This is a genomic window from Streptomyces sp. NPDC050738, assembly GCF_040654175.1.
Lineage (GTDB): Bacteria > Actinomycetota > Actinomycetes > Streptomycetales > Streptomycetaceae > Streptomyces.
On sequence record NZ_JBFAHN010000005.1, the window covers coordinates 341,520 to 364,918 of the forward strand.

Sequence of the window (23,399 nt, forward strand, 5' to 3'; positions counted from 1 at the left end):
GCCACCATGGACGCACTCGACGAGCCCCGCCTCGAACTGCTCGTACGCCGGATGACCTGGGAAGCCGACGGGGTCCTCTCCTTGGACCTGGTGCACCCCGACGGGAAGCCGCTGCCCGCCTGGGAGCCCGGCGCCCATGTCGATCTGGAGGTGGGCGGACAGATCAGGCAGTACTCGCTGTGCGGCGACCCGCACGACCTCGGCACTTACCGGATCGGGGTCCTCGACGAGCCGTCGTCGCGCGGGGGTTCGCGGTACGTGCATACGCAGCTGCGGCCGGGACAGCGGGTGGCCGCCGTGGGCCCGCGCAACCACTTCGCGCTCGCCGACGCGGCCCGGTACGTCTTTGTCGCCGGCGGCATCGGGATCACGCCGATCCTGGCGATGGCCCGTGCGGCGGACCGGCGCGGCACACCGTACACACTCGTGCACGGCGGCAGGACCCGTGCGTCCATGGCGTTCGGTGCCGAGCTGGCCCGACTGACCGGCGGGGAGGTGGTGTTCCACCCGCAGGACGAGCTGGGGCACATCGATCTGGCCTCGGCTCTGGCCGGTCTCGCACCCGACACCCTGGTCTACTGCTGCGGGCCCGAACCGCTGCTCGCCGCCGTGGAGGCCCTCTGCCCGGCGGACCGGCTGCGCGTGGAGCGCTTCGCCGCGCCGGCCGTGGAGCGGACGGGCGACGACGACACCTCCTTCGAGGTCGAGTGCCGTACCTCCGGCGTCACCGTCACCGTCGACTCCGGCACGTCGGTCCTGGACGCGGTCGAGGCGGCAGGGATCGATGTCGCCACCTCGTGCCGGGACGGCATCTGCGGCACCTGCGAGACCCGGGTGCTCGAAGGGTCCCCCGACCACCGCGACTTCGTACTCAGCGCGGCGGAGCACGCGGCGGACGCGACGATGATGATCTGCGTCTCCCGCTGCGCCTCCGCCCGCCTCGTCCTCGACCTCTGAACCCGTGAACCTTTCTGGAGCTGGAGACACCGTGAACACCACCACCGACTGGCCGTACCTGGACGTCCATCAGTCCCGTACGCACGAGCCCACGCCGTACGAGTTCAAGCTCGCCGCGACGCTCGAAGAGGTCTTCACCAAGGACGGCCATGAACTGGCCGACGTCGTACGCGGACTCAACGCCCGCCAGGTCCACGCCCCCGACGGCGCCCCGTGGACCGAGCAGTCCTTCCGTACCGAGATCCACCGACTGGGAGCGTGACATGACGACTGCGACCGCCGACCACATCTACGCGACCGGCCTGCGCAACCAGTGGCATCCCGTCGTCCCTTCGCACTTCGTCGCGCCGGGCGCCATGCGCAAGGTGACCGTCCTGGGCGAGCAGTGGCTGCTGTTCCGCCGCTCGGACTCCACCCTGAGCATGCTCGAGGACCGCTGCCCGCATCGCGGAGCACCGCTCTCGCTCGGAAAACACCTCGGGGACCGGGTGGCCTGCTGGTACCACGGGGTCGAGGTCGAGACGGACGGCACCGTCTCGTCCGTGCCCGGGCTGCCCGGCTGCAATCTGGAGGGCAAGAAGCTGGTGCGGAGTCTGCCAGTGCGCGAGGTGAGCGGGGCGGTCCTCGCGTACTTCGGCGACGAGCAGCACCCTGAGCCCGCCGAACTGACCCTCCCCGAGCCGCTCACCGACCCGGACATCGACGCGATCCTCTGCTACGCGGAGTGGGAGGGCGGGTGGCGTTACGCGGTGGAGAACCTCCTCGACCCGATGCACGGCTCGTTCCTGCACCACGAGTCGCACACCATGTTCGACGGCGACACCACGGCCAAGTTCCGTATCCGCGAGACGGACCGCGGCTACTTCTTCGAGAAGACCGACCAGCGGGGCGTCAACTTCGACTGGGTGGAGCTGTGCAGGACGGGCGTCGACTGGGTGGACCTGTCCATCCCGTACCCGGCTTCGGCAGGCCCCGGCGGACCCTTCGGGATCGTCGGCATGGTCTGTCCGGTGGACGAGAACCGTACCGGCGTCTTCTTCTGGCGCTACCGCAACGTCCAGGGCTGGCAGCGCGACAGCTGGCGCTTCCTCTACCGCATCCTCATCGAGGAGCGCCACTGGGCGGTCCTCGAACAGGACCGGGTGATGCTGGAGGCCATGCCGGCGGACGCCGACCAGCGCGAGAACCTCTACCAGCACGACCTCGGAGTGGTCAGGCTGCGGCGCCTCTACCGCGCGGAGGCTGAGGCTCAGGCATCACGTCCGAGTCGGTGATGGAACGTTCCAGCTTGGACAGCAGCCGCGCCATCTGACGGCACTCGGCCGGGGTGAGTCCGCCGAGCATCCGGCGTTCGTTGTCGAGATGCTCGGCGAACACCTCGTCGACCTTGGCGAGCCCGGCGTCCGTCAGCCGCGAGTACACGACCCTGCGGTCCTCGGCGTCCCGTTCGCGGACGATCAGACCGTCCTTCTCGAGGCGGTCGATGCGCAGGGTCACCCCGGCGGAGGAGACGAGACCGGAGTCGGCGAGCTGCCCGGCTGTGAGCCGGTACGGGGCGCCCGCCCTGCGCAGCGCCGTGAGCACGTCGAAACCGGCCACCGAAAGCCCGTGCCGGTCGACCGCGTTGGTGAGCCGGGTGCTGTATCTGAGGAAGGTGCGGTGCAGCCGGGCGAGGACCTCCAGGGGCGCGGTGTCCAGTTCGGGACGCTCTCTCGCCCAGTCCTCGATGATCGATGCGACGGCGTCCTGACGTCGCGCCGGCCTCTTCCCCGTCATGCCCTGCAGCCTCCCTTGTCGCAGCTCCCACAGTGCGTACGGTGAAAATCTTAGCCCTCAAATAAGTCGGTCGAGCGGGCGGGATGGAACCGGATCGGGGGACCCCCGTGCGCGAGAGGCCAATCAGGGGACATAATCGCCAGATAGATCGGATGTCTGATGAGGCGAGGTTCCCATGGCTGTGACCGACGAGGCCATCGAGAAGATCAAGGAAATGATCGTCTCAGGCGCGCTACGCCCTGGCGACCGGCTCCCCAAGGAGAGCGAACTCGCCGCTGAGCTGGGGCTTTCCCGCAATTCCCTGCGCGAGGCGGTACGCGCCCTCTCGCTGATCCGCATCCTCGACGTACGTCAGGGCGACGGCACGTACGTCACAAGCCTCGATCCACAGCTGCTCCTCGAAGCGATGAGCTTCGTCGTGGACTTCCACCGGGACGACACCGTCCTGGAGTTCCTTGCCGTACGGCGAATCCTGGAGCCGGCCGCGACCGCGATGGCCGCCGCCAAGATCAGCGAGGCCGAACTGGAGCGGCTGACCGCCCAGTTGGACGCCCTGGGGCCGCAGCCCTCGGTGGAGGAACTGGTCGCGAGCGACCTGGAGTTCCACCGCGGCATCGTCCAGGGCTCCGGCAACTCGGTGCTCTGCTCCCTGCTCGACGGCCTCTCGGGGCCGACGACCCGGGCGCGGGTGTGGCGCGGGCTGACCCAGGAGGACGCGGTCAGCCGCACCCTGCTGGAGCACCGGGCGATCCTGACAGCGCTGAAGGACCGGGACGCCGAAGCGGCCCGGTCCTGGGCGACGGTGCACATCGCCAGCGTCGAGCAGTGGCTTCGCTCGACGCTCTGAGCGGTGTCAGTCCTGCTTCTCGCCGCTGGCGTACCGGGAGACGATCAGGGCGACGATGATGATGGCGCCGTTGAGGAACTGGTTCCAGAGGGCCGGGACTCCGCCCAGCGTCATCACATTGAGAACCAGTTGAAGGGTGAGGACGCCGGTGAGCGCGCCGAAGAGCGTGCCACGGCCTCCCTTCAGGCTGATCCCGCCGATGACGGCCGCCGCGAACACCTGGAAGATCCAGCCGTTGCCCTGATTGGCGGCGATGGAGCCGTAGTGCCCGGTGTAGAGGATGCCCGCGAAGGCGGCGAGCAGCCCGCCGACGGCGAGGACGACCCAGGTGATGCGGTCCACCCTGATGCCGGCCGCGCGTGCCGCTTCGGGGTTGCCGCCGATCGCGTACAGCGAACGTCCGTACCGGGTCCACGCCAGTGCGGCACCGCCGACGGCGAAGAGCGCCAGGCAGATCCAGACCGCGGCCGGTGCGCCGAGCCATGAGGTCATGCCCAGGTAGCTGAAGGACTCCGGGACGTCGATGATCGACTTGCCTTCGGTGATGCCGACCTGGAGTCCGCGCAGCATGGTGAGCATGCCGAGCGTGGCGATGAACCCGTTGACGTTCAGCTTCAGCATCAGGAAGCCGTTGATCGCGCCGATCGCAAGGCCGACCAGCAGGCAGAGCGGGATCGCCGTCCACGTGGGGAGCAGTCCGAGACCGGTGAAGCGGCCGCCCTCGGTCGGCATGACCAGCCACATCGCGACGACCGGCGCGATACCGATCGTCGATTCCAGGGACAGGTCCATGCGCCCGCAGATCAGGATCAGCGCCTGTCCGAGGACCAGAAGGCTCAGCTCGGAGCACTGCTGGATCACGCTGATCAGGTTGTCCGAGGTCAGGAAGACCGGCGAGACGATGAAGCCGATCACCATCAGCACCAGGATCACCGGCACGAGCGAGAAGTCGCTCCAGCGGATGAGTGCCAGCCTCCCCCGCAGCGGACCGCCCTCCGCCTTGGCCTCGTCGGCCGCTATCGGCCCCATCGTGTCGGTCATGCCCGCTCCCCTACGCCTTCCATGGCGGCGACGAGTTCCCCGTCCGTCCACCCACTGTCGTATTCCGCGACCACTCGCCCGTGGAAGAGGGCGATCACGCGGTCGCACACCCGCAGATCGTCGAGCTCGTCCGAGATGATCACTGCTGCGCTGCCGCCGTCGGCGACCGTGCGGACCACCCCGAGCAGCGAGTCCTTGGACTTCACGTCCACGCCCGCCGTCGGCCGCAGCGCCACCAGTGCGCTCGGCTTGCGGGCCAGCGCGCGGGCCACCACGACCTTCTGCTGGTTGCCCCCGGAGAGCCCGGACACCTTCTGCTCGGGCCCGGTGGTCTTGATGTCGAGCGAGGAGATCATGGACTGCGCGAACTCCCTTGTACGGGAGGGCAGTACGGTCCCCCACGGCCCGAGCTGATCGGCGACCGTCAGCGTGGCGTTCTCCGCGACGCTGCGCTCCAGGACCAGGCCCTGACGGTGCCGGTCCTCGGGGATGTAGCCGATCCCCGCGTCCCGCGAGTGCGGGACGCTGCCCGGCTTCACCGTGACGCCGCGTACGGTCACCCGCCCCGCCGTGGCCTTGCGCATCCCGACCAGGGTCTCCCCCAGTGCGGTGTTGCCGCTGGCCGCCGCCCCGGCGATGCCGAGGACCTCGCCGGGCCGCACCTCGATGTCCAGGGGCTCGAACTCCCCTTCCAGCGCGAGCGCTTCGGTACGGAGCACAGGCTCGGCCCCCTCCACCGGGACGCGCGGGGCCGCGTGCCAGGCCGATGCCCCGGCCGCCTTCTCGCCGGTCATCGCCGCGACCAGGTCCGCCTTGTTCAGCTCCGCCACGGGTGCGGTCAGGACATGGCGGGCGTCACGGTAGACGGTGACCGCGGTGCACAGTTCGTACACCTCCTGCAGATGGTGCGAGATGAAGAGGAATGCCACGCCCTGGCTCTGCAGATCGTGCAGTTTGGCGAAGAGGCTCTGGATGCCGCGGGCGTCGAGCTGGGCGGTCGGCTCGTCGAGGATGATCAGCTTCGCGCCGAAGGAGAGGGCGCGGGCGATCTCGACGAACTGGACCTGCTCGACGGAAAGGTCCTTGGCCCGCGCGTTGGGGTCGACGTCGACCCCGTACTCGGCCAGCAGGTCGGCTGCGCGGCGCCGCAGCCCCTTCCAGTTGATCCAACGGCCGCCCGCATCAAGGCGGTTGAGGAAGAGGTTCTCCGCGACCGTGAGGTCGGGGACGACCATGGACTTCTGGTAGACGCAGGCGACCTTGGACTGCCAGGCCGCCGTGTCCCCGAAGGCGGGCGCGCTCTCCCCGCTGAAGGTGACCTGGCCCGCGTCCGCCCTGTGCAGACCGGTGATGACGCTGACGAGTGTGGACTTGCCCGCGCCGTTGCGCCCGACGAGTGCGTGCGACTCGCCGGGCTGCACGGTCAGGTGGACGTCGTCGAGCGCGACGGTGGGACCGAAGCGCTTGACGATGCCCTCCGCGTGAACAGCTGGTACGGCTTGTGCCATGGCTAGTTCTTCCCCAGCTGGTTGGCCCACAGCTTCGGGTCGTCCACGTTGGCCTTGGTCACGAGCGGCGCGGGGAGCTGGTCCTCGAGTCCGTTCGGGAGCTGGATGATCGTGGAGTCGTGGTCGGTCTTGCCCGGCTTGAACGTCTTGCCGTCCAGGGCCGCCTTGGCGTAGTACAGCGCGTACTTGGCGTACAGGTCGGCGGGCTGGGAGATCGTGGCGTCGATCTTCCCGGCCTTGATGGCGTCGAACTCCTGCGGGATCCCGTCGTTGGAGATGATCGTGATGTGGCCCTTGGTCCCGGCCGGCTTCAGCAGGTGCTTCTGCTCCAGGAGCGCGAGCGTGGGCTGCAGGAAGACGCCGCCCGCCTGCATGTAGATGCCGTTGAGGTCGGGGTTGGCGGCGAGCGTCGACTGGAGCTTGGCGGAGGCGACGTCGCCCTTCCAGTCGGTGGCCAGCTCGAAGACCTTGATGCCGGGGTAGTTGGCGGTCATGCAGGACTTGAAGGCTTCCGAGCGGTCGCGGCCGTTGATGGAGGAGAGGTCGCCCTGGAACTCGGCGACCTTGCCCTTGCCCTTGAGTTGCTCGCCGAGGTACTTGCAGGCGTTGGTTCCGTACGCCTTGTTGTCGGCCCGTACCACCATGTAGACGTTGCCCTTGTCGGGGCGGGTGTCGACGCTGACGACCGGGATCTTCTTCTTGTTGAGGTTCTCCAGCGTCGAGGCGATCGCCCCGGTGTCCTGCGGCGCCATCACCACAGCCTTCGCGCTCTGGTCGCTGAACGTCTGCACGTTCGCGACCAGCTTGCCTATGTCGTTCTGCGAGTTGGTCAGCGGCAGCGCCTTGACGTCACCGGCCTTGACGCCCTTCTCGATGTACTGCTGGTAGGAGTTCCAGAAGTCGCTGTCGCTGCGCGGCAGGTCGATGCCGACCTTCTTGTCCGCGGATCCGCTGCCCGAGTCGCGGTTGCAGCCCGCGAGGGCTGTCACGGCCAGCAGTACGACGCAGGCCGCGGCGGCTGAGTTTCGCACTCTCATGGGGTCCCGTCCTTGGTGAGTGTGATGGCGCTGAGGGTGAGCTGCCAAAGGTGAGCTCGGGGGTCTGCTGGACTACTCGGCGGGGCGAAGGCGCAGGCCCTGCATTCCGCCGTCGACTGCGAGCGCCGTGCCCGTCACGGCGGCTGCCGCGGGACTGGCGAGATAGAGCACGGCCGCGGCCACCTCGTCGGCCGTGACCAGACGCCCCGACGGCTGACGGGCGTTGAGCGCGGCTCGCTCGGCCGCCGGATCGTCTGCCTGGTCGAGCAGGCGGCCGACCCAGGGGGTGTCGGCGGTGCCGGGGTTGACGCAGTTGACCCTGATTCCCTCGCGGACGTGGTCGGCGGCCATGGCCAGGGTCAGCGAGAGGACCGCGCCCTTGCTGGCGCTGTAGAGCGCGCGCTGCGGCAGGCCCGCGGTGGCCGCGATGGAGCAGGTCTGGGTGATGGAGACGCAGCCGGGCCGGTCGGCGGCCGCGGCGCGCAGGTGCGGGAGGGCGTGCCTGGCGATGCGGACCATGCCCAGGACGTTGATGTCCATGACGCGCCGCCACTCGTCGTCGGGGTTGTCGGCGACGGTGCCGATCGCACCGATCCCCGCGTTGGAGACGACGGTGTGCAGCGCACCGAACTCCGCGGCGGCGGCGTCGACCGCCTCCCGTACCGCCGCGTCGTCCGTGACGTCGGCGGTCAGCGCCAGGGCGCCGTCCGGCGCACCCTTGGTCTCCCTGTCGAGTACGGCGACCCGCGCGCCCCGGGCGAGCAGCTGGGTCACGACGGCCGCTCCGATGCCGGAGGCTCCGCCGGTGACCAGGGCTGCGAGCCCTTCGAAGTCGCTTGCTGCACTCATGAGTTGGCCTCCAGGGTGGTGCGCCGGGCCTGCCATACGGACCCGTCGGGATAGCGGTGTGCGGTGATCGATTCCGGGTGCATCCGGGCCGAGAAGCCCGGGGAGAGCGGGGTGCGGTAGCGGCCGCCCTCGATGACGACGGGGTCGACGAAGTGCTCGTGGAGGTGGTCGACGTACTCGATGACGCGGTCCTCGTCGGTGCCGGAGACGGCGACGTAGTCGAACATCGAGAGGTGCTGGACCAGTTCGCACAGGCCGACGCCGCCGGCGTGCGGGCAGACCGGGACGCCGTACTTGGCGGCGAGCAGCAGGATCGCGACGTTCTCGTTGACGCCGGCCACGCGGGCCGCGTCGATCTGGACGAAGTCGACGGCGCCCGCCTGCAACAGCTGCTTGAAGACGACCCGGTTGGCGACGTGTTCGCCGGTGGCGACCTTGACGGGCTGGCCCGCACGGACGGCGGCGTGGCCGAGGATGTCGTCGGGGCTGGTGGGCTCCTCGATCCAGTGCGGGTCGAAGGGGGCGAGCGCCTCCATCCAGCGGACGGCGTCCGGCACGTCCCAGCGCTGGTTGGCGTCGACGGCGATACGGACCGAGGGGCCGACGGCGGCGCGGGCGAGCTTCATTCTCCGTACGTCGTCGGAAAGGTCGGCGCCGACCTTCAGCTTGATCTGCGCGAAGCCCTCGGCCACGGCCTCCTTGGAGAGCCGGACCAGTTTCTCGTCGTCGTAGCCGAGCCAGCCGGGCGAGGTGGTGTACGCCGGGTAGCCGTCGGCCCGGAGCCGCTCGGCGCGCTCGGCGCGGCCCGGCTGCGCGGCGCGCAGGATGCCGAGGGCGTCCTCGGGGGTGAGGACATCGGTGAGGTAGCGGAAGTCGACGAGCGAGACGAGCTCCTCGGGTGTCATCTCGGCGAGGAACTGCCAGACCGGCTTGCCCGCCGCGGTGGCGGCCAGGTCCCAGGCGGCGTTGACGAGTGCGCCCGCCGCCATGTGCATCACGCCCTTCTCGGGGCCGAGCCAGCGCAGTTGGGAGTCGTGGGTGAGATCGAAGTAGAGCGAGGCGAGGTCGGCGGCGGTGCGCGGGGCCGGGCGGCCGACCATGTAGGGGCGGAGTGCCTCGATGGCCGCGGCGGTCACGTCGTTGCCCCGCCCGATGGTGAAGCAGAAGCCGTGGCCCTCGACTCCGTCTCCGGCATCGGTGCGGAGCACCACATAGGCCGCGGAGTAGTCGGGGTCGGGGTTCATGGCGTCTGAGCCGTCGAGTTGGTCCGAGGTGGGGAATCGGATGTCGAACACCTCGAACTCGGTGACGGTCGGACTCATGCATGCCCCCATGGCAGGTACGGAGAAGTACGGCAGAACATCGGACCTTTGTCGGTCATCCGATGTATAGCGCCGGGCATGCCACAACGTCCAGGGGCGGGACGAAAAAATCCGGGTACAGCTCGGATGAATCGGTTCCATATGGGCAGGTTGCCTGCACTGCTGCCCATACCCGGGGAAGTTCAGTCCCCGCGCACGGGGCTGCGGCGGCGTACCGCGGAAGCCGTAAGGTTGGTGCGTACGCAAGGAACTTCGGAAGGAGGCACTGGGTGATCGAGCTCGAGGGAGTTCCCGAGCTGGTCGACCCGGTCATGGTGGCCGCGTTCGAGGGCTGGAACGACGCCGGCGACGCCGCCTCCGCCGCGGTCGCGCATCTGGACCGGGAGTGGAAGGGCGAGGTGTTCGCGGCGCTCGACGCCGAGGACTACTACGACTTCCAGGTCAACCGGCCCACCGTGTTCCTGGACGGCGGGGTCCGCAAGATCACCTGGCCCACGACGCGTCTGTCCGTGGTCCGGATCGGCGGCGACACACCGCGCGACCTCGTCCTGGTCCGCGGCATCGAACCGTCCATGCGCTGGCGCTCGTTCTGCAACGAGATCCTCGGCTTCGCCCATGAACTGGGCGTCGAGATGGTGGTGATCCTGGGCGCCCTGCTCGGCGACACCCCGCACACCCGTCCGGTCCCGGTCAGCGGGGTCACCTCGGACGCCGATCTGGCCCGGACCATGGACCTGGAGGAGACGCGGTACGAGGGCCCGACGGGCATCGTCGGCATCCTCCAGGAGGCGTGCACCCACGCGGGCGTGCCCGCGGTGAGCCTGTGGGCCGCGGTCCCGCACTACGTCTCGCAGCCGCCGAACCCGAAGGCCACGCTCGCCCTCCTCAACCGCCTGGAGGACCTGATCGACCTGCGCATCCCGCTGGGCGAACTGCCCGAGGACGCGCGGGCCTGGCAGCTGGGCGTGGACCAACTGGCCGCCGAGGACAGCGAAGTGGCCGAGTACGTACAGTCGCTGGAGGAGGCCCGGGACACCGCGGAGCTCCCCGAGGCGTCCGGTGAGGCCATCGCGCGCGAGTTCGAGCGGTATCTGCGCAGGCGGGACGGTGGGCCCGGACCTGGGCCTGGCCCCGGTTCGCACGCCACGGACGGCGAATCGGCCTCGTATCTCCGTGACACCTCCAGCGGCCGGACCAGGCCGCCCAAGCCTCAGCGCCCGGACCCCGAAGCCGGGGCCAAGGGCGAGGCCGAGCCCAAGAATGAGGAAGGGCCCGAAGAGGCCGATTCCTCCGACGAATAGCCGGAGCGCGGGGGCGGGGGTGCATTCACCCCCGCCCCCGCGTCCGCCTCCGCGCCCGTCTCCGCGCCGTCAGACCTGCTGGACCGAGACCACGTCGTAGTCGGTCTCCGGTGTGGGCGGCACATCGAAGCGGGCGTTCGGCAGGTAGATCCGGTCGCCCCAGGCCGCCGCCGTGGTGGGGATCCTGAAGTGCGCGGGATCGGTGATCCTGGTGATCGCCCTGCCCCGGGTGCCGGCCGCGTTCAGCTCGACCACATCGATGGCGTTGATCTGCTGCTGCACGACGTACAGCGTCCGCCCGAGCAGCAACAGGCCGTCCGCGTAGGGCAGTTGAAGCGCACCGATCTCGACCTTGCGGGCCCGTCCGGTCCGCGGATCCACCCGCATCAGCGCGCCGCCGTCCGCAGCCGTGTCGGCCACGATCAGGGCACTGCCGTCCGGGGTCCGCGCGATGCCGTTCGCCGTGAAGTCGGGCCCCTGGACCCAGTCGCCGCTCAGCGGAACCGTCGCGATGTCCCCGAGCTCCCCGCGGCGGCCGAGGGGAAGCCGGTAGAGCTGCGCCTTGTAGGAGTCGGTGAACCAGGCCGCGCCCGGCGTCAGCACGACGTCGTTCACCATCGTGCCTTCCGAGCCGACGGTGTACGACGTGACGACCCGGCCCGAGCGCAGGTCGGCGACCCGGATCTCCCGGCTCACCCCGCCGCACAACAGCAGCCGCCCGTGCTGTTCGTCGAGCTTCAGCCCGATCACCGGGTGGTCGGGGCCCGCCCCCTCGACGACGGTCCGGCCCCGGCCGGTGGCCAGACTCGCCCGGTGGACGGAACCGTGGGCGATCGAGCCCACGTACGCGTACGGGCGCGTACCGATCGCGATGCCCTCGGGCTGGAAACCGTCGGGCAGCGGAAAGCCGGAGGGCCATCGCCCTCCGGCTGATCCGGCCGCCTCGGCCGTGGTGCCGAGCGGAGTGAGAAGTACTGCTCCGCCTAAGGCCGCAGCCCCCTGGAGCAGTCTTCGACGTGCGAAGGAACGGTGCATCGATCGCCCTTCCGACGAGTGTTCTACGGTCGCTCACACCCCACCACACGGCATCCGTCTCCGCAGTGTTTGGCCGAATTGCTACGTGACATCGTTTTCGGGACAGATTGCACGGGTTGCCCATTCAACTTGTTTTCAAACCCAGTTGACGCAATGGGGGTGGACGAGCCGCCGCCGCCGTAGCAGGGTGAGCGCCGAAGGCACGCGGAGCACAGCACCCGAAGACTCGAAGACTCGAAGGGAGCGGCGAAAGCGATGACCGATCAGGCACTCCCGGGCGACGGACCCGGAACGGCGGGCCCCGGACCCCACGGAACAGGATTCACCTATCAAGGAGCCGCGCCGGAACTGATCGTCGTTGCCCGGGCCGAAGCGCGGCTGCGCGCCGGCGCCGAAGGCATCCGGTCGGCGGCCGGGGCGGACGTATCGGCCCTGTCCATGTTCCTCAGCGACGAACAGCTCGCGCTGGAACCGCTGTTCGGCCATGAGGAGCGGCTGCGCGCGGCCGTTCCGCTGCAGGCCGAGCCCGGCCTCCTGGGCACCATGCCGGACCTCTCGCTCTTCTACCGGGTACGCGGCGGAGGCGAGCGGGGTCAGGAACTGACCGCACGGCTCGCGGCCCTTCCGGAGATCGAGACGGCGTACGTGAAGCCCGGCGCCGTCCCCGCATCCATGCCGCAGCAGCGGATGGAGGGCGACAAGCGACTCAAGGAGAGCTCGCCCGCGACCCCCGACTTCACCGGCCGGCAGGGGTACTTGAACGCCGCGCCCGAAGGCGTCGACGCGTACTGGGCCTGGCAGCGCCCCGGCGGCTCCGGCGACGGCGTCACCGTCGTCGACGTCGAAGGCGCGTGGCAGCTGGGCCACGAGGATCTCGCCGAGAAGCTCGCGGGCATCGTCATCGGCTCGCCGATCCAGGACGTGGCGTGGCGCAATCACGGCACCGCCGTGCTCGGCGTCATCGGCGGCGACCGCGACGAGAAGGGCATCACGGGGATCGCCCCCGAGGCGGTCACCGCGGCCGCGTCCTTCCAGGGCATCGGGACCGCGGCGGCCATCCACGCGGCCGCCGACCGGCTCTCCGCCGGCGACATCGTACTGATCGAACTCCACCGTCCAGGGCCGCGGTTCGACTTCACGGACCGCGACGACCAGCGCGGCTACATCCCGCTGGAGTGGTGGCCCGACGACTTCGCGGCGATCCGCTGGGCGACGGCCAAGGGCGTCCTGGTGGTGGAGGCCGGCGGCAACGGCGCCGAGAGTCTCGACGACGCCGTGTACGAGCGCAGGCCCGACGCGTTCCCCGAGGGCTGGCGCAACCCCTTCAACCCCTCCAACCAGGGCTCGGGCGCCGTACTGGTCGGTGCGGGCGCTCCCCCGCCCGGCACCCATGGCCGCGACCACGGCCCCGACCGCTCCCGGCTCTCCTTCTCCAACTACGGGGCACGGCTCGACGCCCAGGGCTGGGGACGCGAGACCACCACGACCGGAGGATTCTGGGACCAGCCCGGCGACCTCCAGGGCGGCGCGGAGGAGATCGCCTGGTACACGGACACCTTCTCGGGCACATCGTCGGCATCGCCGGTGGTGGTCGGCGCCCTGGCCTCGCTGCAGGGCATGCTCAAGGCATCGGGACTCGCCCCGATGACCCCCGACCGGGCCCGCGAGATTCTCCGTACGACCGGATCCCCCCAGCAGGACACCACGGGACGCCCCGCCTCCCAGCGGATCGGCAACCGCCCCGACATCAAGGCGGCCGTGACCCGGCTGCTGCCCTCGGCCATCGGCTCCGGCCAGGCCGAGCGCTACTGGGACGAACTCCTGCCGTATCCGCATGAACTTCCGCCGCGTCTACGGCTGTTCGTGGCCGGTGCCTGGCGGAATCTGAACAACCCCGCGCCCGACATCCGCACGGCGGTCCACACCGCCTTCGCGGGGGGACGGCCGGACGTACGTGTCTGGTTCTCGGACGACGAGGTTGTCGGCCTGGTCGTCTCCGGCTGAACGTCAATGCACCGAATCACAAAGGGAAGGTGACACCCGCATGAGCACCACCCCGCAGATGAGTCAGCAGAGTTACGGACAGCAGCAGGGCCAGCAGCAGGGCCCCAGCACGTCTCCCCCGCAGTCCTTCGGCCAGCAGAGCTTCGGCCAGGGTCAGCAGGGCTACGGCCAACAGGGTTACGGGCAGCAGGGCTACGGCCAGCAGCAGCAACAGCAGCTGCCGCAGCAGATCCAGCAGCAGCTCTCCCACCTCGGCCAGCAGCAGCCCTTCCAGCAGCTGCTCCAGCAGCTCGGCCAGCAACAAGGCCAGCAGCAGGGACAGCAGGGTCAGCAAGGCCAGCAGGGCTACGGCCAGCAGCAGATGGGGCAGCCCCTCGTCATCCAGAGCACCGTCGACAGCCAGGCCCTCACCAGCGGCATCGCGACGAAGTTCTGGGACGTCGTGACACCGCTCCCCGGCCAGCCTTCGATCCTGTACTTGTTCATCGACAACGCCTGGCGTCCCCTGACGAACCCCAACCAGGTGACGCACGACGAGGTCCAGGAAGCCTTCGCCTTCGGGCAGCAGGTCATCGGCTTCTACGACAACGTCAACAGCACCGTCTCGGCCGTCGTCGTCAACAAGCAGTAGCCGCAGGCCGCCACCGCGCAGAGGGCGCCGACCGGGCATGGACCCGGCCGGCGCCCGCGGTGCGTCAGCTCCTAGGAGCAGCTGAACTTCGCGCCGGCCCAGTCCCCGTGGTCACCGGTCTTGGACCCGTTGGTGTCGGTCACCTTCAGATGCACGTGCCGTGCACCGTCCAGCTTCACGTCCACCGGCACGGCTGCCGATGCCCCGGTCACCTTCGGCGAGGTCCACAGCACCTTTCCGTCCGCCTCGACGGAGAAGGCCACCTCCCCATAGCCGTTGATCTCGTCGTCGATGCCGACATCGGCGGTGAGCGCGGTGCAGCGCCCGCCGAGATAGACCTCGATGTCGGAGTCGGCGTGCGTGCCGATTCCCTTGGTGTACGTCGTCCCCGCCAGGGTCAGGGTGTGGCCGTCGGCCGCGCCCGACTCGCCGTTGGAGCGGTCGCGTTCGGCGGGCCCGTATCCATTGGTGGACTTCAGCCAGGCCAGGTCGCTCGCCCAGGTGTCGGCGGTCGGCGGCTCCGGCATGACGGAGGCCCCGAACTGCTGGGTCGCCGTACGGTCCTGGCCTGCCGAGCGGTAGCGGACGACGGCGCCGAGCGCGGTGTCCCCCGGTGTGGCGTCCTTGGCCGGGGTGACGGCCACCTCGACGCGCCGGGTGGTACCGGCCGGGATCCGTCCGACGGCCGCCGAGGGGGTGACACTCCAGCCCGCGGGGGCCGTCAGGGTGACGCCCGCGCCGGTGGCGTCGCTGTTGCCCGCCGTCACGTCGACGGCGACCTTGCCCGCGACGCCCGCGCCGAGCTCCTGGCCGGGCGCGACAGCCAGGGTGGCCGCGGCGCCCGGGTGGGCGCCACCGACCGCGGCGGCATCCTTCAGCTTCACCTCGAAGGGCGTGTCCGTACGCAGCGATGCCGTCTTGACCTTGACGACGCCGCCCCGGTCGTCGCGGTCGTAGAACCACCCCTGGGACGCCTTGTCGTACGCGGCAAGGGAGTTGAACTGCGGAAGCTTGCGGCCGCCGAGCTCGACCTGCTGCGGGGCGTCGCCGGTGTGCACGGTGAACTGGTAGGGCCGCGTGCTCTGCTTGCCCTGGAAGTTCCCCTTGCTGGCGCCGATCCGCATCGTCACGTCTCCGGCCCCCGTGCGCGGCGCGTCGACCTCCGCGCGCTGGGTGGCGTACTTCCCGTCGCGGTGCTGCCGGGTCACGCCGTCATCCTCGTACAGGTCGAAGGAGGACGTGCCCTGCGGGTAGACGTCCCAGGCGAGCGGGGAGTTCGCGGTCCGGTCGGCGTACGACCTGATGCCGGGCCACATCGGCACGCTCGCCCCGGCCTTGACGAAGAGCGGCAGGGTGTCGAGCGGGGCGCTGTAGCCGTTGACGGTGGTCGGGCCCTGGTAGGTGCGTCCCGACCAGTAGTCGATCCAGGTGCCCTTGGGGAGGTAGATCCCGTCGCGGGTGGCGGAGTCCTGGTAGACGGGTGCGACCAGGAAGTCCTCGCCGGTCAGGAACTCGTACTTGGCCGCGTCGGTGGCCGCCGTCGGGTCGTCCGGGTACTCCAGGGCGAGGGGGCGGACCGGTCCGACACCGGTGGTGTTCGCCTCGTGCGCGTAGGAGTACATGTACGGCAGCAGCGACTCCTTGAGCTTGAGGTACTTGCGGTTGATGGAGACATACGGCTCGCCCTGACGGTAGGGCTGCTTGTCGCTCGCCGCCCAGCCGTCCATCGTGATCATCGCGGGCAGGAAGGACTTCCACTGCAGGTCACGGGTGTACGTCTTGGGGCTGCCGCCGAAGATGCCGTCCACGTCGCTGGTGGTGTAGGCGAGTCCGGACATGGTCGATCCGGCGTACGTGGGGATCTGCCACCGAATGAAGTCCCAGCTGCCGCTCTGGTCGCCGGACCACTGGACCCCGCAGCGCTGCGCGCCGGCCCAGCTCTCGGGCGCCCAAGTGAAGCCGCGGGCATCGCTGTTGTCCTCGATGCCCTTGTACGCGTCCTTGCAGCCGTCCAGCGCGAACTTGTAGCCGCCGCCGACCCAGGCCACGTCCAGTTTGGCGACGCGCTGGCCGTCCTTGACCTGCTGGGCGAGGTTGGCGATGCCGTCCTGGGTCCACAGGCCGAGCTTGGTGTTGCGCTCGCCGAGGCCCTTGGAGGTCTCGGCGAGGTTCTCGTAGCCGCAGCCGTAACCGTCGTTGACGAGCATCCAGCCGTTGGGCATGTCGTTGTCGACGAAGCCGTCCGCGATCTTCAGGGCGTCCAGCGTGTGGCGCTCGCCGCGGTTGGCGTTGTGCAGATAGCAGTCGGCGTCGCCGTTCTCCAGGCCGTAGATCGGCGGCATGAAGGGCTTGCCGGTGAGCTTGGTGTACTGCCCGATGACGTCCTTCGAGCTCTTCCCGGCGAAGTAGTACGCGTCGAAGCGCTGCTCCTCGGCGCTCGCGGTGACCGGGTCGTCGAAGGCGTACGTGTTCGGCGCGTACGTATTGCGGTAGACGCCGTATCCGGCCGAGGAGAGGTAGAACGGCACCGAGTTGGGGTGGCCGCCGTCGTCCCAGTTGCCGTCGACGCCGACCTCGACGGTCTGGCCGCGGTGCGAGGTGTTGCCGCGCCCGTTCTGCATCCCGGCGCCGTAGAACTGCTCGTCGGCGCCGCGGGCCAGGGTCTGGGTGGTGGTGTCCGCGCTCCAGCTCAGCGGCTTGGACTCGGCCCAGACCTGGCTGCCGTCGGCGCGGAAGAGCGCGAAGCGCAGCGGGGACTTGTAGGCGCGCAGGGTGACCTTGGCGGTGCTCAGTTCGTAACGGTCGCCCCTGTCCTTCCAGTGGGTGCGCGGCGGCGTGCCCTGCGGCAGGACGATGTCCGTGCCGGTCGGGTCGGTGAACGTACCGCCCGGGGCGAGTTCGAGGCGGAAAGTCTCCTCGGAGACGAAGCTGACGCGGGCTTCGGCCGTGCCCGCCCGAAGGTGGTAGACGGAGCCGTCCGCGGAGAATCCGGTGACGTCCCCCACCGCGGTGTCGGCGGCGGTGGGTTCGGCCTGTGCACTGCCCGGGCCCGCGAAGAACGCGAGCAGTCCGACCAGGGCGGCAACTGCCGCCGATCTGAAGCGCGTTGATGTGCGCGATGATGATTGCATAGAGCGCTTTTAGCGCAGCAACGAGCACTTGACCATGGACAAAACAGGGCAGGCCCCGAACTTCGTGAAGAAGTCCGGGGCCTGTTGTTCCTGCGCGGTGAAGCAGTTGTTACAGCGCCACTCCGAGCAGCGCGTCGACGGCGCGCGAGACGAGGCCGGGCGCGCCCTCGTCACTGCCGCCCTCGGCGATCTGCACTTCGGCCCAGCGGTCCACGGCCGCCAGCGCGGCCGGGGCGTCCAGGTCGCCGGAGAGCGCGGTGCGGATCTCCTCGACCAGTGCGTCGGCGGAGTGCCCGTCCGGGCGCGATACGGCCGCACGCCAGCGTGCGAGCCGCTCGACGGCGTCGGCCAGGACCTGATCGGTCCACTCCCAGTCGGAGCGGTAATGGTGCGCGAGCAGCGCGAGGCGGATCGCGGCGGGGTCGACGCCGTCCCTGCGGAGCGTGGAGACGAAGACCAGATTGCCCTTGGACTTGGACATCTTCTCGCCGTCGAGGGCGACCATCCCGGCGTGGACGTACGCCTGCGCGAAGGGGTGTTCGCCGGTCAGCGCCTGGGCGTGCGAGGCGCCCATCTCGTGGTGCGGGAAGGCGAGGTCGGAGCCGCCGCCCTGCACGTCGAAGCCCATGCCGAGGTATTCCAGGGCGATGGCCACGCACTCGATGTGCCAGCCCGGCCGGCCGGCGCCCAGCGAGGCGCCGTCCCAGCTGGGCTCGCCCTCACGGGCGGACATCCAGAGCATCGGGTCGAGCGGGTTCTTCTTGCCCACACGGTCCGGGTCGCCGCCGCGCTCGGCGGAGAGCAGCCGCATGGCCTCGGCGTCCAGGTTGGACACCTCGCCGAAGTGGGCGTCGCTCTCGACGGAGAAGTAGACGTCGCCCTCGAGCTCGTACGCGGCGCCCGAGTCACGCAGTCGCTCGACGAGCGGAACGATGCCCGGTATGGCCTCGACGGCACCGATGTAGTGCTTCGGCGGGAGCATCCGCAGGGCCGTCATGTCCTCGCGGAACAGGGCGGTCTCACGCTCGGCGAGGCCCGTCCAGTCGATGCCGTCGCGGATGGCGCGCTCCAGGAGCGGGTCGTCCACGTCGGTCACGTTCTGGACGTAGTGAATCTGCCGCTTGGTGTCGAGCCACACGCGCTGAACGAGGTCGAACGCGTTGTAGGTCGCCGCGTGACCCATGTGGGTCGCGTCGTACGGCGTGATGCCGCAGACGTAGATACGGGCGACGGGACCGGGGGTCAGAGTGATCCGACCGCCGGTCGCGGTGTCGTGGATCTGGAGGTCGCGGCCCTTGCCAGGCAGGGCGGGGACCTCAGAAGCGGGCCAGGCATGCATGTCATGAGCGTAACCGGACTGGAGTTCTGGATACGAACCGGATCCACGATCTTGGCCGGTAGGGCACTCTTGCGTCCGCTTTGCGCCGGATCAGACCGGAGGCCAGGGGATCGAGGGCCACTCCCCCGACGGCTCGGGGTGCAGACCCGTGCGCAGGAGCTCCCTGACCCGTGCCTGGAGGGCCGCCAGCTCGGCGGCGGTGATCAGTTCGCCCATCCGGGCGGCGAGCGGCATACCGGCCGCCAGGGCGGTCTCGAGCCGGGTCAGCACCTCGACGGCCTCAGCCGTCAGCGGCTCTCCCGCCCAGCCCCAGAGCAGCGTCCTGAGCTTGTCCTCGGTGTTGAAGGTCACGCCGTGGTCGATGCCGTACAGCCGTCCGTCCGGGGCGGGCAGCAGATGGCCGCCCTTGCGGTCGCCGTTGTTGATGACGGCGTCCAGGACGGCGAGGCGCCGCAGCGAGGCGCTGTCCGCGTGGACGAGCAGGGCGGTGCGGCCCTCCCCGACCTCGGCCAGGGCGACGGCTTTCCAGCCCTCGGCGGGCTCCTCCTCTTCGGGCGGGTCGATCAGGGCGAGGAGCGGCTCGGTGGGAGGCTCCTGTGCCTCGATCCAGAGCTGGACCATGCCCTCGCCGTACGGGCCGTCGCGCAGCACCGTGGGCGGGATCAGGCCCCATCCGGTCGCCTCGGAGATCTCGTAGGCGGCCACCTCGCGCTGGGCGAGGTTCCCGTCGGGGAAGTCCCAGAGCGGGCGCTCGCCGGCCACGGGTTTGTATACACAGGCCGCCTCGGCGCCCTCGTACGACAGCGAGCAGTAGAGCACCGCGTTCGACGCCTCGCGGATCCGGCCGCGCACCGTCAGCTCGCCCTTCAGGAGGAGCGGCGGTATCCGTTCTGGCGCGGGCATACGTGTCCCTCCGGGTCGAGCGGCAGGCTGCAGAGCGGGCACGGGGGCCGGCCCGCGTTCACGACGTCGAGCGCGCGCTTGGCGAAGGCCCTGGCCTGGAGCCCGGTGAGGCGTACCCGCAGCATCGGCGGGCCGTTCTCGTCGTCCTGGAGCATCCGCTCCTCGGCCTCGGCGAGGTCCTCGTCGGACTCCGCGTCCAGCTCGACGAGCGCCTGCGCCTCGATGATCATGCGCTGTTCGTCGCCGTCCCAGGCCAGCGCCATCGTGCCGACCCGGAACTCCTCCTCGACGGGAGCGTCCAGCGGCGCGGTGTCGGTGATCTCGGCAGGGGCGACGGCCGGCACCGGGGCGTTGCCGCCGGTCCTGCGCACCACCTCGTCCAGCAGTTCGTCTATCCGCTCGGCGAGCGCCGCGACCTGTGTCTTCTCCAGCGCGACGCTGGTGGTGCGGGGGCCGGACGAGGCCTGCAGGAAGAACGTACGGCGTCCAGGCAGCCCGACCGTGCCGGCCACGAAGCGGTCCGGCGGATCGTAGAAGAACACCTGACGGGACACGTTCTGTCTCCAGAGGTTCGAAAAGGGGGTGTCAACGGCCCGACCACCCTACTGCGCGAAGCGATCACGGTGCTCCCGCGCCACCGCCCACCGCCGCGTCCGCACTGCCCGTGGTCTCGCGCGGGGCCAGCGAACCGAACTCGCCGGTGTCGCCGAGGCGCAGGAGAAAGGGGCGCAGCCTGGTGTAGCGGATCGCGGTCAGGGAACACGGGTCGACGTGAATGCGCTGGAAGAGGTCGAGATGCATGCCGAGGGCGTCCGCGACGATGGACTTGATGATGTCGCCGTGCGAGCACATGACGTACACCGCGTCCTCGCCGTGCTCCTCCTCGATCCGCGCGTTCCAGTCCCGTACGGCGGCGACCGCGCGCGCCTGCATGGCGGACATCGCCTCGCCGCCGGGGAAGGCGGCGGCGGACGGGTGCTGCTGCACGACGCTCATCAGCGGCTCTTCGGAGAGTTCGGCGAGCTTGCGCCCCGACCAGTCTCCGTAGTCGCACTCGCTGATCCCTTCCTCGGTGTGCAGGGCGAGACCCGGCCGCGCGTCGAGCAGCGGCTGTACGGTCTCCCGGCAGCGCTCCAGCGGACTGGTGACGAGGGCGGCCGGCGCGACTCCCGCCAGCCGCTGCGGAAGACCCGCGGCCTGCGCCAGACCCCGTTCGTCGAGGCGGACGCCGGGGGTGCGTCCGGCGAGGACCCCGGAGGTGTTGGCAGTCGAGCGTCCGTGCCGGACAAGGATCAGCGTGACCATGGCCACCAGCGTAACCGCGGGTGCGGACGGGCCTTTGAGCGGGAAGAATGCGCGCCGTGATTGTCGACAGCGCCATCTACCGGGACGGACGCCGCACGGAGGGTCCTGCCGACTTCTCCGACGCCCTCGACGAGGCGCGCGCGACCGGGGACTCATTCCTGTGGCTCGGCCTGCACGAGCCCACGGAGGAGGAGTTCGAGCTCGTCACCAGCGAGTTCGGGCTGCATCCGCTGGCCGTGGAGGACGCCCTCACCGCCCACCAGCGGCCCAAGCTGGAGGTGTACGACGACTCGCTCTTCGTGGTGCTCAAGCCGGTGGTGTACGAACCGCAGAGCGACACCGTGACCACGGAGGAGCTGATGGTCTTCGTCGGCGACTCCTTCGTGGTGACGGTCCGCCACGGCGAGGGCGCGCCGCTGGGCGCCGTGCGCAAGCGTCTCGAGCACGATCCGAAGGTGCTCAGGCACGGCCCGACCGCCGTGCTGTACGCGGTGAGCGACGCCGTCGTCGACCACTACATCGACGTGGCAGCGGAGCTCCAGACCGACCTGGAGGAGCTGGAGGCCGAGGTGTTCGCCCCGAACGGGGGCGATGCCAAGGCTGTGTCCTTCCGGGGGGCGACCCCCGGACCCCCGATTGCTTCGCGGATCTACACCTTCAAGCGCCAGGTCCTCGAATTCCGGCGCGCCACCGGGCCGTTGGCCGCCCCCATGGCCCGTCTCTCGGCTGCCGGAGTGCCGTTCGTCCATGAGCATGCACAGCCGTTCTTCCGCGATGTCAGCGACCACCTGACCCGCGCCAACGAGCAGGTGGACGGCCTCGACCGGCTGCTCTCGGACATTCTCTCGGCACATCTGGCACAGATGGGCGTGCGGCAGAACGACGACATGCGGAAGATCTCGGCATGGGCGGCGATGGCGGCCGTGCCGACGATGGTCGCGGGGATCTACGGCATGAACTTCGAGCACATGCCGGAGCTGACCTGGTCGTGGTCGTATCCGGCGGTGATCGTGCTGATGGCCTCGATCGTCTTCGGGCTCTACCGGCAGTTCAAACGGCGCGGATGGCTGTAGGGCCGTAACTCCCGCGCTCCTGGGGCGTTGTGCTGCATGACGGCCGTGGCGGGGAGACCCCCCGAGCCCCCACCACGGCCGCAGACCTCTTGCTCTCACGCCGCCCTCGCGCAGTTCGGCCCCTTGGGGGCCTCACTGGCTTCGGGCGGCTGCGCCGGACTCCGTCCGGCGGACGGCGGCTTCGGCTGTCAGGCCAGGCCCGCACGCTCCAGGGCCTCCGTGCCCGCCCGCAGTGCCGCCACCCGCTCGTCCAGGGTGAAGCCGGCCGGGGCCAGCGTCAGGGTCGTCACCCCGGCAGCCGCGTACGCCTGCATCCGGTCGGCGATGCGGTCGACCGTGCCGAGCAGTGTGGTCGAGTCGATGAGCTGGAGCGGTACGGCGGCAGCCGCGCCGGGCTTGTCGCCGGACAGGTACTTGTCCTGGATCTCGGCGGCCTCCTTCTCGTACCCCATGCGCTGGGCGAGCTGGTTGTAGAAGTTCTGCTTGCGGCTGCCCATGCCGCCGACGTACAGCGCGGTGTACGGACGGAACATGTCCGCCAGCGATGACACGTCGTCGCCGAGCGCGATCGGGAGCGTCGGGCAGACGTCGAAGCCGTCCATGGTCTTGCCGGCCTTCTCGCGGCCCGCGCGCAGGTGCTTGATCGCGGTCTCCTCGAGGTGGTCGGCGGACGGGAAGATCAGCAGGGCGCCGTCGGCGATCTCACCGGTCTGCTCGAGGTTCTTGGGGCCGATCGCGGCGATGTAGAGCGGGATGTGCTCGCGCTCGGGGTGGACGGTCAGCTTGATGGGCTTGCCGGGGCCGTCGGGCAGCGGCAGGGTCCAGTGCGCTCCCTCGTAGCTGAGGCGCTCGCGGGACATGGCCTTGCGGACGATCTCCACGTACTCGCGCGTCCGGGAGAGCGGCTTGTCGAACTTGACGCCGTACCAGCCCTCGGAGACCTGCGGTCCCGACACGCCGAGGCCCAGGCGGAAGCGGCCCTTGGTGAGCGAGTCGAGGGTGGCGGCCGTCATCGCGGTCATGGCGGGCTGGCGGGCCGGGATCTGCATGATCGCGGAGCCCACGTCGATGCGTTCGGTCTGGGCGGCGACCCAGGCCAGGACGGTGGGCACGTCGGAGCCGTAGGCCTCGGCGGCCCAGCAGACGTCGTAGCCGAGGCGGTCGGCCTCCTGCGCCACGGCGAGGTTGTCGCCGTCCATCCCGGCGCCCCAGTACCCGAGGTTGATTCCGAGCCGCATGGCCGCTCTCCTTACCGATCAGTAACGTCCCTGTCCCGGGGACTCTAACGCGCAGAAGTGCGATCCGTCAGGGGTGAGTTGTCCACAGGCTTCCATCGAGTG

General features: G+C 69.9%; 21 protein-coding genes. 8 read left to right on the top strand and 13 right to left on the bottom strand.

Annotated elements, in window-relative coordinates:
* Nucleotides 1-6: 6 nt before the first annotated feature.
* The 3 genes from AB0H78_RS15985 to AB0H78_RS15995 are packed head-to-tail and all read left to right on the top strand — an operon-like array spanning nt 7 to nt 2,231.
* Nucleotides 7-957, top strand: a complete 951-nt coding sequence (locus AB0H78_RS15985; RefSeq protein ID WP_363234977.1) for a PDR/VanB family oxidoreductase — start codon at nt 7-9, stop codon at nt 955-957.
* Between the two features lie 31 nt (nt 958-988).
* Nucleotides 989-1,219 carry a recombinase-like helix-turn-helix domain-containing protein gene (locus AB0H78_RS15990; RefSeq protein ID WP_363234978.1) on the top strand — a complete coding sequence of 77 codons (231 nt, stop codon included), beginning with the start codon at nt 989-991 and terminating at the stop codon, nt 1,217-1,219.
* Nucleotide 1,220: 1 nt separating this feature from the next.
* Nucleotides 1,221-2,231: an aromatic ring-hydroxylating dioxygenase subunit alpha gene (locus tag AB0H78_RS15995; RefSeq protein ID WP_363234979.1), complete on the top strand. Its 1,011-nt coding sequence runs from the start codon at nt 1,221-1,223 to the stop codon at nt 2,229-2,231.
* Here AB0H78_RS15995 and AB0H78_RS16000 read toward each other — a convergent pair.
* Nucleotides 2,170-2,733: a MarR family transcriptional regulator gene (locus tag AB0H78_RS16000; protein WP_363234980.1), complete on the bottom strand. Its 564-nt coding sequence runs from the start codon at nt 2,731-2,733 to the stop codon at nt 2,170-2,172. The two genes, AB0H78_RS15995 and AB0H78_RS16000, sit on opposite strands and share 62 nt — an antisense overlap.
* Before the next feature lie 175 nt (nt 2,734-2,908).
* On the opposite strand from AB0H78_RS16000, the gene AB0H78_RS16005 reads away from it, so the two are divergent.
* Nucleotides 2,909-3,580 (top strand): FadR/GntR family transcriptional regulator, encoded by a 672-nt coding sequence (locus AB0H78_RS16005; RefSeq protein WP_363234981.1) that lies wholly within the window; start codon nt 2,909-2,911, stop codon nt 3,578-3,580.
* A 6-nt stretch (nt 3,581-3,586) separates the two neighbouring features.
* Here the strand turns inward: AB0H78_RS16005 and AB0H78_RS16010 are convergent, their stop codons facing one another.
* The 5 genes from AB0H78_RS16010 to AB0H78_RS16030 form a co-directional block, all read right to left on the bottom strand.
* The gene (locus AB0H78_RS16010) at nt 3,587-4,621 is read right to left on the bottom strand and encodes an ABC transporter permease (RefSeq protein WP_363234982.1); all 1,035 of its coding nucleotides are present in this window, start codon (nt 4,619-4,621) and stop codon (nt 3,587-3,589) included.
* Nucleotides 4,618-6,129: a sugar ABC transporter ATP-binding protein gene (locus AB0H78_RS16015; protein WP_363234983.1), complete on the bottom strand. Its 1,512-nt coding sequence runs from the start codon at nt 6,127-6,129 to the stop codon at nt 4,618-4,620. The genes AB0H78_RS16010 and AB0H78_RS16015 overlap by 4 nt, the downstream gene beginning before the upstream one ends.
* Nucleotides 6,130-6,131: 2 nt before the next feature.
* The gene (locus AB0H78_RS16020) at nt 6,132-7,166 is read right to left on the bottom strand and encodes a sugar ABC transporter substrate-binding protein (protein ID WP_363234984.1); all 1,035 of its coding nucleotides are present in this window, start codon (nt 7,164-7,166) and stop codon (nt 6,132-6,134) included.
* A 72-nt stretch (nt 7,167-7,238) separates the two neighbouring features.
* Nucleotides 7,239-8,015: an SDR family oxidoreductase gene (locus AB0H78_RS16025; protein ID WP_363234985.1), complete on the bottom strand. Its 777-nt coding sequence runs from the start codon at nt 8,013-8,015 to the stop codon at nt 7,239-7,241.
* Entirely contained in the window at nt 8,012-9,337 is a 1,326-nt protein-coding gene (locus AB0H78_RS16030) for an enolase C-terminal domain-like protein (protein WP_363234986.1), read from the bottom strand. The genes AB0H78_RS16025 and AB0H78_RS16030 overlap by 4 nt, the downstream gene beginning before the upstream one ends.
* 269 nt (nt 9,338-9,606) lie before the next feature.
* Between AB0H78_RS16030 and AB0H78_RS16035 the strand changes: the two genes are divergently transcribed.
* A complete protein-coding gene (locus tag AB0H78_RS16035; RefSeq protein ID WP_363234987.1) occupies nt 9,607-10,638 on the top strand; it encodes a PAC2 family protein in 1,032 nt (343 codons plus the stop codon).
* 69 nt (nt 10,639-10,707) lie between these two features.
* Here the strand turns inward: AB0H78_RS16035 and AB0H78_RS16040 are convergent, their stop codons facing one another.
* Nucleotides 10,708-11,673, bottom strand: a complete 966-nt coding sequence (locus AB0H78_RS16040; protein ID WP_363234988.1) for a superoxide dismutase — start codon at nt 11,671-11,673, stop codon at nt 10,708-10,710.
* A gap of 255 nt (nt 11,674-11,928) precedes the next feature.
* Here AB0H78_RS16040 and AB0H78_RS16045 point away from each other — a divergent pair, with 255 nt between their 5' ends.
* The gene (locus AB0H78_RS16045) at nt 11,929-13,677 is read left to right on the top strand and encodes a S8 family peptidase (RefSeq protein ID WP_363234989.1); all 1,749 of its coding nucleotides are present in this window, start codon (nt 11,929-11,931) and stop codon (nt 13,675-13,677) included.
* A 40-nt stretch (nt 13,678-13,717) separates the two neighbouring features.
* Entirely contained in the window at nt 13,718-14,308 is a 591-nt protein-coding gene (locus AB0H78_RS16050) for a hypothetical protein (protein ID WP_363234990.1), read from the top strand.
* A 71-nt stretch (nt 14,309-14,379) separates the two neighbouring features.
* Here AB0H78_RS16050 and AB0H78_RS16055 read toward each other — a convergent pair whose 3' ends face one another.
* From AB0H78_RS16055 to AB0H78_RS16075, 5 genes are all read right to left on the bottom strand, one after another.
* Nucleotides 14,380-17,439: an NPCBM/NEW2 domain-containing protein gene (locus AB0H78_RS16055; protein ID WP_363234992.1), complete on the bottom strand. Its 3,060-nt coding sequence runs from the start codon at nt 17,437-17,439 to the stop codon at nt 14,380-14,382.
* 109 nt (nt 17,440-17,548) lie between these two features.
* Nucleotides 17,549-18,778 carry a cysteine--1-D-myo-inosityl 2-amino-2-deoxy-alpha-D-glucopyranoside ligase gene (mshC, locus tag AB0H78_RS16060; protein WP_363234993.1) on the bottom strand — a complete coding sequence of 410 codons (1,230 nt, stop codon included), beginning with the start codon at nt 18,776-18,778 and terminating at the stop codon, nt 17,549-17,551.
* Nucleotides 18,779-18,868: 90 nt separating this feature from the next.
* Nucleotides 18,869-19,681, bottom strand: a complete 813-nt coding sequence (locus tag AB0H78_RS16065) for an SCO1664 family protein (RefSeq protein ID WP_363234994.1) — start codon at nt 19,679-19,681, stop codon at nt 18,869-18,871.
* On the bottom strand, nt 19,645-20,235 hold the full coding sequence (locus AB0H78_RS16070) for a DUF3090 domain-containing protein (RefSeq protein WP_363234995.1): 591 nt from the start codon (nt 20,233-20,235) through the stop codon (nt 19,645-19,647). The genes AB0H78_RS16065 and AB0H78_RS16070 overlap by 37 nt, the downstream gene beginning before the upstream one ends.
* A gap of 64 nt (nt 20,236-20,299) precedes the next feature.
* A complete protein-coding gene (locus AB0H78_RS16075) occupies nt 20,300-20,986 on the bottom strand; it encodes a histidine phosphatase family protein (RefSeq protein ID WP_363234996.1) in 687 nt (228 codons plus the stop codon).
* Between the two features lie 47 nt (nt 20,987-21,033).
* Between AB0H78_RS16075 and AB0H78_RS16080 the strand changes: the two genes are divergently transcribed.
* Nucleotides 21,034-22,059, top strand: coding sequence for a magnesium and cobalt transport protein CorA (locus AB0H78_RS16080; RefSeq protein ID WP_363234997.1), 1,026 nt, complete (start codon nt 21,034-21,036; stop codon nt 22,057-22,059).
* Between the two features lie 188 nt (nt 22,060-22,247).
* Here the strand turns inward: AB0H78_RS16080 and AB0H78_RS16085 are convergent, their stop codons facing one another.
* The gene (locus tag AB0H78_RS16085) at nt 22,248-23,297 is read right to left on the bottom strand and encodes an LLM class F420-dependent oxidoreductase (RefSeq protein WP_363234998.1); all 1,050 of its coding nucleotides are present in this window, start codon (nt 23,295-23,297) and stop codon (nt 22,248-22,250) included.
* Nucleotides 23,298-23,399: the final 102 nt, after the last annotated feature.